9 protein-coding genes and 1 tRNA gene are annotated in these 8,362 nt (G+C 66.3%); 4 read left to right on the top strand and 6 right to left on the bottom strand.

Annotation, left to right across the window (positions count from 1 at the left end; genetic code table 11):
• Positions 1-114: 114 nt before the first annotated feature.
• From mazG to KBY74_RS12310, 3 genes are read right to left on the bottom strand one after another with little or no spacing between them, the layout of a single operon-like run.
• Positions 115-933: a nucleoside triphosphate pyrophosphohydrolase gene (gene mazG / locus KBY74_RS12320; protein ID WP_254942945.1), complete on the bottom strand. Its 819-nt coding sequence runs from the start codon at positions 931-933 to the stop codon at positions 115-117.
• Positions 930-1,421 (bottom strand): DUF2227 family putative metal-binding protein, encoded by a 492-nt coding sequence (locus KBY74_RS12315; RefSeq protein WP_254942944.1) that lies wholly within the window; start codon positions 1,419-1,421, stop codon positions 930-932. Before KBY74_RS12315 ends, mazG begins: the two co-directional genes overlap by 4 nt.
• Before the next feature lie 3 nt (positions 1,422-1,424).
• On the bottom strand, positions 1,425-2,351 hold the full coding sequence (locus KBY74_RS12310) for a lysophospholipid acyltransferase family protein (RefSeq protein ID WP_254942943.1): 927 nt from the start codon (positions 2,349-2,351) through the stop codon (positions 1,425-1,427).
• Positions 2,352-2,372: 21 nt separating this feature from the next.
• Between KBY74_RS12310 and KBY74_RS12305 the strand changes: the two genes are divergently transcribed.
• Positions 2,373-2,444, top strand: a tRNA-Val gene (locus KBY74_RS12305).
• Positions 2,445-2,460: 16 nt separating this feature from the next.
• Here the strand turns inward: KBY74_RS12305 and KBY74_RS12300 are convergent.
• Positions 2,461-2,718: a hypothetical protein gene (locus KBY74_RS12300; protein ID WP_106502661.1), complete on the bottom strand. Its 258-nt coding sequence runs from the start codon at positions 2,716-2,718 to the stop codon at positions 2,461-2,463.
• 47 nt (positions 2,719-2,765) lie between these two features.
• Here KBY74_RS12300 and KBY74_RS12295 point away from each other — a divergent pair, with 47 nt between their 5' ends.
• Positions 2,766-3,215, top strand: a complete 450-nt coding sequence (locus KBY74_RS12295; RefSeq protein ID WP_254942942.1) for a protein phosphatase — start codon at positions 2,766-2,768, stop codon at positions 3,213-3,215.
• Positions 3,215-3,841, top strand: coding sequence for a 2OG-Fe(II) oxygenase (locus tag KBY74_RS12290; protein WP_254942941.1), 627 nt, complete (start codon positions 3,215-3,217; stop codon positions 3,839-3,841). The genes KBY74_RS12295 and KBY74_RS12290 overlap by 1 nt, the downstream gene beginning before the upstream one ends.
• Here the strand turns inward: KBY74_RS12290 and KBY74_RS12285 are convergent.
• Positions 3,838-5,094 (bottom strand): mechanosensitive ion channel family protein, encoded by a 1,257-nt coding sequence (locus tag KBY74_RS12285; protein WP_254942940.1) that lies wholly within the window; start codon positions 5,092-5,094, stop codon positions 3,838-3,840. The two genes, KBY74_RS12290 and KBY74_RS12285, sit on opposite strands and share 4 nt — an antisense overlap.
• Positions 5,091-6,290 carry an ABC transporter substrate-binding protein gene (locus KBY74_RS12280; RefSeq protein WP_254942939.1) on the bottom strand — a complete coding sequence of 400 codons (1,200 nt, stop codon included), beginning with the start codon at positions 6,288-6,290 and terminating at the stop codon, positions 5,091-5,093. Before KBY74_RS12280 ends, KBY74_RS12285 begins: the two co-directional genes overlap by 4 nt.
• Before the next feature lie 145 nt (positions 6,291-6,435).
• On the opposite strand from KBY74_RS12280, the gene KBY74_RS12275 reads away from it, so the two are divergent.
• A partial coding sequence (locus KBY74_RS12275) for a valine--tRNA ligase (RefSeq protein WP_396123189.1) occupies positions 6,436-8,362 on the top strand: 1,927 nt, incomplete at its 3' end.

The following is an 8,362-nucleotide window of genomic DNA, read 5'->3' as shown; positions in this document are numbered from 1 at the left end:
AAATCAGAAACAAGGCACGAGGCCAGTACAAAAGCGGGTCACGCCGCTGGCGGGGGTGAACTGATACTCGCAGTACAGGTTGTACGGAACTTGAGAGACTGTTGCAGCCAAGGCTCAGCAGCCTGGCGTTGGCTTGTTTTCAGCGCGGATTTCGGCCTTGGCCTGCTGCCAGAGGCCTTCGAGCTCGCCGATGCTGCGGCCCTTTAGGTCGCCATCTAGGGCAGCTTCCACCCGGGAAAAGCGATCCAGGAAGCGGCGGTTGGTGCCCGCCAGGCCGGCTTCCGGTTCGATGCCGCACCAGCGGGCCACGTTCACCAGGGTGAACAGCACGTCGCCCAGCTCCTCCTGGGCATGGCAGCGATCTCCGGAGGCCACAGCCTCCTTGAGCTCGTCGAGCTCCTCGTGCACCTTCGCCCACACCCCTGCCATGTCATCCCACTCGAAGCCGGCTGCGGCGGCTTGCTTGGAGATCGTCATGGCGCCGGCTAGGGCGGGCTGGCCGCGCACCTTGCCGGCCAGCCGATCGCTGAGGGGGCTTGCGGAGGCGGGTTGGGGTTTTTCTGCGGCCTTGATCTCCTCCCAGCTGGCCGGCTCGCCACCGCCAAACACATGGGGATGGCGGCGCACCAGCTTGGCGCTGATGCCTGCAGCGATCTGGGCCAGATCAAAGCTGCCTGCCTCGCTGGCGATCTGGGCGTGGAGCACCACCTGCAGCAGCAGATCGCCCAGTTCCTCCGCCAGGTGGTGATCGTCGCCAGAGCGGATCGCATCGGCCACCTCGTGGGCCTCCTCCAGCACGTAGGGCACCAGGGAGGCGTGGGTTTGCGCCAGGTCCCAGGGGCAGCCGCTCTCGGGGTCGCGCAGGCGAGCCACCACGGCGATCAGCTCAGCTAGGGACTCAAGGTGGGCTGGGGTCTGGGGTTGGGGGTTCATCGGCGGCGGCGGCGGCGGGGCAGGCGCGGCATCGGGTCGCCATCCTGGATCAGGTGCAGCCAGCTGCTGGCCTCCAGGCCCACCAGGGCGGCCAGCAGCAGCGGACGCTCGCCCTGCCAGAGCGCCTGGGCGGTAGCAAGGAGCTGCTGGGGTGCTGGCCCTCCCAAGGGTTGCAGCAGCAGGCAGCTCACCAGCAGCAGCGCCGCCAGGTAGGCCAGGCGCCCGCTGGTGCCCAGCAGGGGACTGTGGGAGAGCAGGGAGCGATGGCGCAGCAGGTTGCGGTAGGGCCACCAGAGCAGCCGCAACGGTCCCCAGCGGCGGGTGGGGTTGGAGCGGGTGTCGAGGTCGGGGGAGAGCAGCAGGCCGCCCAGCAGAAAGCTCAGGCCGGCCACGCTCACCCCCGCCAAACCCAGCCAGGGCCACCACAGCAGCCCAAAGGGCAGGCTCAGGAGCCAGGTGGCTCGGTCGTGGCTGCGGCCGCTGGCCATCGATCAGCGCCCGGGTGGGCCGATGGGCCGCAGCCGCTCACCGCTGCCATCGCCCGTTCGCCAGCGCCGGTTGATCCAGTAGTACTGCTCCGGGTAGGCCTGGATCAGGGGTTCGTGCCAGCGGGCTACGGCGGCAAGCTGGTCCCTCCGGGCGGCGGCACCCTGGCCGGGCCATAGCGGTGCGCCAAATATCAGCCGAAAGCGGCCGTTCGCTTCCCGCACCTGGGCCACGGGAAATAGGGGGCAACCCGATTTCTGCGAAAGGGCCGCAGGCCCTTTGACGAAGTTGGTGCTCAGGCCGAGGAAGTCGACCTGCACCTCGCTGTTGCGGCTGTAGAGGTCGGTCATCACCACGAGGCTGCCGCCGCGGTGCAGGCAGCGCAACATCGACCTGGCATCGGCCTGGGGAATCCAATTGCAGTAGCTGTTGGCCTGGCGGGCCCGGTTGAGCAGCACGTCGCTGTAGGGATTGCGGGCGGGGCGGTACACGACAGATGGGGTATCCAGCTGTTCGCTCAGCCAGCGCAGCCCCAGATCCCAGCAACCCAGGTGCAGCGATCCCACGATCACCCCCTGGCCCTGGCGATGCAGCCGCAACAGCTCGTCGAGCCCCTCCCCCTCGGCGCTGATCAAGGAGGCGTCAACCGGTTGGATGATCGATTCGAGGCAGGAGAGAAAAAAGCTGTTGATCGACTGCTCGGCGATGGCCTCGCGCTGGCCCTGGCTGAGCTGCTCGCCGTAGACCCGCGTCAGGTTGGCGATCGCCGTGGTGTGGCGCCGCCGCAGCCAGGGCCTGGCTAGCCGGTGGGCTTGGGCAATGCCGCGGCCCATGCTGCGGTGGGAGCGCCCCCGCAGCGCCAGCAGCAGCAGCCGCACCCCGAGGGCCTCCAGTTGCCAGCGCAGCTTGCGTTGAAGTGGGGCCTGAGCCATGGGGTGTATTTTGCCTACACCGCGCGATTAGCTCAGCGGTAGAGCGCCTGCCTTACAAGCAGGATGTCGCTGGTTCGAACCCGGCATCGCGCATTTCTGGGTGGGGGCGTCAGCCTTCTGGGAACAGCAGGCTGGCGAGTTCGTCGGCATCTACGTCGTAGACACGGGCGAGGCTGGTTTCGATGGCGCTGGTCACTTCGCCGGGCAGAAAGCGCATGGCGTTGAGGGCGTCGTCAGCGATCTCGTCGGTGAGCAGGGTTTCTTCGCCGCCGAGCTTTTCGTCGTTGATCACCGCCATTACCCAGCTCTGGTAGGCGTACACGAGATCGCTGAACTCCAAATCGGGGTCGTTGAAGTCGAGGGCCATGGGTTGGACAGTCGCATGCCCGTGCAGTCTGCCGGCAGCTGGGCAGGATGGCAGGCATGAATGCCATCAACCTGCAGGCAACCCTGTTTGATTTCGCCATTGGCGAGTTGGTGCGGCAGCACCGTGAGAGCTTTCAGCCTCTCTGGACTGCTGATAGCTGGGCCAAGCTGCTGATCTGGCTGGCGCTCAATTGCGGTTGCAGCGGTGATCGTGACTCGCTGGAGGCCTATGCCGAGGCGCTGGGGCCAGGGCTCACCGGCCGCATGCGGCGAATTTTCTTTGAGCGCGAGCTGGAGGATTTGGAGCTGCGGGTGCTTGCCGATCCCGCCGAGCCCCAGGTGTTAATCCTGCCCTTAGGGCCTGCTGGTCCCTTGGATCATGGTCGGGTGGTGGCGGCTTTGGAGCGGCTGGGTCTGCTGGGGAGGGTCGAGGCGGAGCCGCAGCGCTGGCAGCAGTTGGAGGCGGCCCTGGCCCTTCCCTGGCAGGAGCTCTCCTGATGAACCTGCTTGCTACCTATCGCAATGCCGGCTTCGAGGCCCTCGCCGATGGGGTGATGGCCTTTTATGAGCGCCGCGTTGACCTGCGGCGGCCCGGGGTGGCCTTTGGCCCTGGCGGCAAAACTGAGCCCGCCAAAATTTCCACCGACATCAGCCTGGTGGCCATCGACCGCTCCGATCCTGAGGCCTTCGCTCTGGCGGAGGTGATCCTGCGCGGTGTCACGGCTGGGCTGGAGCGCTACTTGCAGGAGCGCGGCCTCTTTCGCCAGTGCTGCCCGGAGCAGGAGCTGTTTGTGAATCCGATCTTCAACCTGCAGCGCTACGCCCCTGGTGAGGGTTTCAAGCGCTGGCATTGCGACTGGACAATCAGCGACGAGGCCACCGAGCCGGTGCACAGGGTGCTGGCCTGGATCCTTTATTGCAACGACGTGCCCAACGGAGGCACCGAGTTTCATTGGCAGGATCACCACGAGCCAGCTGAGCGGGGCAAGCTCGTGATCTTTCCGGCTGGCCTCTCCCACATCCATCGAGGCAGGGTGAGCGAGGAGCACACCAAAACAATCGCTACTGGCTGGATCAATGCCGGCAGCCGGGAGGGCTACCTGAGCCGCTTGGCTCATAGCTAGTGGCGTTCGAGGTTGGGTTTGTGCTGTTCCGGCGGCCACACCATCGAATACTCCACCTGCTGGGGAAAGGGGATCTCGATGTTGTGCGCGCGGAAGGCCCTCCAGATGGCCTGGTTCACCTCGCTGCAGATGGTCACGTTGTCCATCGGGTTGGCGATCCAGAAGCGCAGGGCGTAGTTGATGGCGGAATCGCCGTAGCTGAGCAGCAAGCCCTTTGGGGCCGGGCTTGGCAGCACCCGCGGCACTAGCAGCGCCGTGGCTTCCAGCAGGGCGATCACCTCAACTGGATCGTGGTGGTAGGCCGCTCCAACGTTCACCTGGCTGCGGCGCATGCGGTCGCTGGCGGTGTAGGTGGTGGCTGCCTCCGTGAAGAAGGTCTGGTTGGGGATCAGCAGTTCGGCGTTGTCGCGGTCGCGCCACAGCAGCGTGGCCCGCAGGCCCAGCCTGCGCACCTCGCAGGGATCGCCATCGAGCATCAGCACCTCGCCGGGCCGCACGGAGCCCTCAAACAGCAGCCAGATGCCGCTGATGAAGTTGGAGAACACCTCCTTGATGCCGAAACCCAGGCCCACCGACAGGCCACCGGCCACGGCGATCAGGGCGGTGGTGTTGAGGCCCATATGCACCCCCACGGATACCAGGCCCAAGCCCACCACGGTGTAGCGCAGCATCAACTCCACGGCTTTACGGCTGCCATCGCTGGTTGTCAGGGCCCGTTGCACCAGCCAGGCCAAGCCCGACGCCGGTGGCCCCGAGCCCACCAGCACCAGATAGGTGATCAGGGCGGCACTAAACAGCTTGCCCGCATCGACGGGCACACCCAGCACGCTGCCTAGGGGGGCCACGGCCAGATCCCTGATGCTGTCGAGGGTGGTGATCAGCATCAGGGCCCCCAGCAGCAGATAGGCGGGTCGCAGCAAGCGGCTCTCGAGTTGCCGTGCCGTTGCCGCGCCGAGGCGGCGTTGCAGCAGTGTCTGCAGCTGGTTGAGGCCGTACCAGCCCAGCCAGAGCACACCCAGCTGGCCGCTGAGTCCGTAGGGCAGCCCCAGCAGGGCCAGCAGCAGGCAGCTGGCCGCCAGCACCACAAGCGCCAGGGGGGTGTAGTGCTGAGGCCGCAGCCGCGGAAGCCAGTTTCGGCGCGCCGCAAACCGCCGCAACACCATCAGCCCGATCGCCACAGCCAGTTGCAGCAACACGGCGGGCCGCTCTAAATAGCCCAGCCAGCCCAGCACTTCCAGCAACAGCTCTCTCATGGCCGGTTCCGCAGGATCGCCACCAGGCTCTGGCCGGCCCTGGTGGGCGGCACCTCTCCGAACACCAGCGTGGTGAGGAGTGTCTGGATTTCAGCCACTCGGGGATCGTTGATGTGGATCAGCTCCCCCAGGGTGTTGGTCTGGCTGCCCTGCTCGGTCGAGGTCACCATGGCGCGAAGCGTGGCCGAGCTGCTCACTGGCACCCTCACGAAGCGGTTGGCTGGCAGCACCACCTGGGAGCCCAGGGTGAGATTTCTCTGGCTCAGGGGGTTCACGCTGAAGCGGCTGAAGGCCAGGGCCCGCTCGCGGCTACTGCGGCTGGCGTTGGTGCCGAGGGCCAACACCCGCAGCTTGTTGATTGGACTGGCATCACCCCCCTCGCCGCGAGGCAAGGGTGCGACACCGAGCCCATCCCCCAGGGCCTTGCGCAGCCGCGGTATGGCCGCGCTGCGACAGGGGAACCAGTCGAGGCGGCCCGCCTGGAATTCCGCCTCCGCCGAGGACTGGCTGGCGTAGAAGGTGACGCGCTGTTGGTTGCTGGCGTTTTGCAGCCAGGTGAGCCAGCGCTCGATCGCCTGCTGCTGGGCCCCGCTGGGTTGCCTGCCGGCTGCAGCTGTATCGATGGCGTCGACAGCACCAAGGCTGCCGGCTGTCCAGAAGAGGTTGTGGGCCTCCATCGTGAGGCCCACGGGATACCCTTTTGCACTCATGTCGAGCAGCTGCTGCAGGGTGGTTGGTGCGGCGGGCAGTCGCCGGCGGTTGAAGCAGGCCAGCTGGGTTTGCACCAGAAATGGCAGCCCGGCCAGGTCTCCGGAGGGGGTGCGCAGTCGACTGAGCACCTGGGGATCGAACATGTTGAGATCTGCCCCGGTTTGTGGGTAGGGCGCGATCACTCCCGCCTTCAGCAGCCGCACGGCCGTGTCCCCGTTGAGGAGTAGCAGATCAGGCCCCAGCCCGGCCAGGTTGCGGTGCTGGATCGCCCAGGTCAGTTTCTGCCCGGGGTAAAGGCTGACCTGAAAGCGGGTGTTGGGGTGAAGCTGCCTGTAGCCAGCCTCTAGTTCGCCCAGTCGCTGCCGGGTGTCGTTGAGCAAGTTGGCGTCGATCCTTTCGTCGGGGTTCACCTCCATCCCGAGGTAGAGCACGTTGGGCAGCCCATCGCCGGCGCGACAACCGAGCAGCAGCAGCGAGGCCAACACGGGTAGGCAGCGCCATGCCACGCGTCGTGACGCCTGTGAGGGGGCCGAGGATTGCGGCATGGCCTTGTTCTGCGGGCTCATCATCCCTGGCCTCAGCCCGTTTTGCGAGCATGGCTCCATTTACCGTTGAGCCGCCGTGACCGAGCTGTCTGCCCCAGCACCCGAAGCGGCCCTGCCCAAGACCGCCGCAGCCGAAGGGCTGCCCAAGACCTACGACCCGGCGGGCACCGAGAGCCGCTGGCAGCAGGCCTGGGAGAGCAGCGGCGCCTTTCACCCGGATCCGGCGGCTCCGGGCGAGCCTTTTTCTGTGGTGATTCCGCCGCCGAACGTGACCGGCAGCCTGCACATGGGCCATGCCTTCAACACGGCCCTGATCGACACGATCGTGCGCTTCCAGCGCCTGCGCGGCAAAAACGTGCTGTGCCTACCCGGCACTGACCACGCCTCGATCGCCGTGCAGACGATCCTCGAGAAGCAGCTCAAGGCCGAAGGCAAACGCAAAGAAGACCTAGGCCGCGAAGCCTTTCTGGAGCAGGCCTGGGCCTGGAAGGCCGAGAGCGGCGGCACGATCGTGGGCCAGCTGCGCCGCCTCGGCTATTCGGTGGACTGGCAGCGGGAGCGCTTCACCCTCGACGGGGGCTGCAGCGCCGCCGTGATCGAGGCCTTCAACCGCCTGCACGAGCAGGGGCTGATCTACCGGGGCGAATACCTGGTGAATTGGTGCCCGGCCTCCGGTTCGGCGGTGAGCGATCTGGAGGTGGAGATGAAGGAGGTGGACGGCCATCTCTGGCACTTCCGCTATCCCCTCACGACCGGCAACGGCTTCCTGGAAGTGGCCACCACCCGTCCCGAAACCCTGCTGGGTGACACGGCCGTGGCGGTGAATCCCAAGGACCCGCGTTACGCCGATCTGGTGGGCCAGACCCTCACCCTGCCCCTGGTGGGGCGTGAGATCCCGATCGTGGCCGACGACCACGTGGATGCGGAGTTCGGCACCGGCTGCGTCAAGGTGACCCCGGCCCATGACCCCAACGACTTCGCGATCGGCCAGCGCCACAACTTGCCGCTGATCACGGTGATGGCCAAGGACGGCTCCATGAATGAAGCGGCCGGCCGCTTCGCCGGACTGGATCGCTTCGAGGCTCGCCAAGCGGTGGTTGCGGCCATGGACGCCGAAGGCTTCCTGGTGAAGGTGGAGGACTACCGCCACAGCGTGCCCTTCTCCGATCGCGGCAAGGTGCCGGTGGAGCCGCTGCTCTCCACCCAGTGGTTTGTCAAAACCGAGCCCCTGGCGGCCCGCTGCCGTGAGGCCCTCGAGAACGCCGATCCCCGCTTCGTGCCGGAGCGCTGGAGCAAGGTCTACCGCGACTGGCTCACCGACATCCGCGACTGGTGCATCTCCCGTCAGCTGTGGTGGGGCCATCGCATCCCCGCCTGGTTTGTGGTGAGTGAAACGGGCGGTGTGATCACCGACAACACGCCCTATGTGGTGGCTCGCGATGAGTCGGAAGCCATGGCGAAGGCCGAATCCATCTACGGCACTGGCACCCACGCCCATCCGGTGGTGCTGGAGCAGGACCCCGACGCCCTCGACACCTGGTTTTCCAGTGGCCTCTGGCCCTTCTCCACCCTGGGTTGGCCGGATGCCGATGCTGCCGACCTGGAGCGCTGGTATCCCACCAGCGTGCTGGTGACGGGCTTCGACATCATCTTTTTCTGGGTGGCCCGGATGACGATGATGGCCGGCGCCCTAATGAGTGGACGGGAAGGTTCTGGAATCCCTTGGATTCCCTTCAAAGACGTGTACATCCACGGCCTGGTGCGGGATGAACAGAACCGCAAGATGAGTAAGTCCTCTGGCAACGGCATCGACCCGCTGCTGCTGATTGAGCGCTATGGCGCCGACGCCCTGCGCTTCGCCCTGGTGCGTGAGGTGGCCGGGGCCGGGCAGGACATCCGCCTCGATTACGACCGCAAATCCGACACCTCCGCCACGGTGGAGGCCTCCCGCAACTTCGCCAACAAGCTCTGGAACGTCACCCGTTTCGCCTTGATGAACCTGGATGGCGAAA

Source organism: Cyanobium sp. A1C-AMD (assembly GCF_024346495.1).
Classification (GTDB): domain Bacteria; phylum Cyanobacteriota; class Cyanobacteriia; order PCC-6307; family Cyanobiaceae; genus Cyanobium_A; species Cyanobium_A usitatum.
Note: the sequence above shows the minus strand (reverse complement) of the source record. Positions and strands in the feature narration are given on the sequence as shown.

What these genes read in the sequence shown, in the direction of transcription:
- KBY74_RS12315 (WP_254942944.1), bottom strand. Translation starts at nt 1,421, where the DNA reads ATGGCCAGCGGCCGCAGCCACGACCGAGCCACCTGGCTCCTGAGCCTG.
- KBY74_RS12290 (WP_254942941.1), top strand. Translation starts at nt 3,215, where the DNA reads ATGAACCTGCTTGCTACCTATCGCAATGCCGGCTTCGAGGCCCTCGCC.
- KBY74_RS12295 (WP_254942942.1), top strand. Translation starts at nt 2,766, where the DNA reads ATGGCAGGCATGAATGCCATCAACCTGCAGGCAACCCTGTTTGATTTC.
- KBY74_RS12310 (WP_254942943.1), bottom strand. Translation starts at nt 2,351, where the DNA reads ATGGCTCAGGCCCCACTTCAACGCAAGCTGCGCTGGCAACTGGAGGCC.
- KBY74_RS12300 (WP_106502661.1), bottom strand. Translation starts at nt 2,718, where the DNA reads ATGGCCCTCGACTTCAACGACCCCGATTTGGAGTTCAGCGATCTCGTG.
- mazG (WP_254942945.1), bottom strand. Translation starts at nt 933, where the DNA reads ATGAACCCCCAACCCCAGACCCCAGCCCACCTTGAGTCCCTAGCTGAG.
- KBY74_RS12285 (WP_254942940.1), bottom strand. Translation starts at nt 5,094, where the DNA reads ATGAGAGAGCTGTTGCTGGAAGTGCTGGGCTGGCTGGGCTATTTAGAG.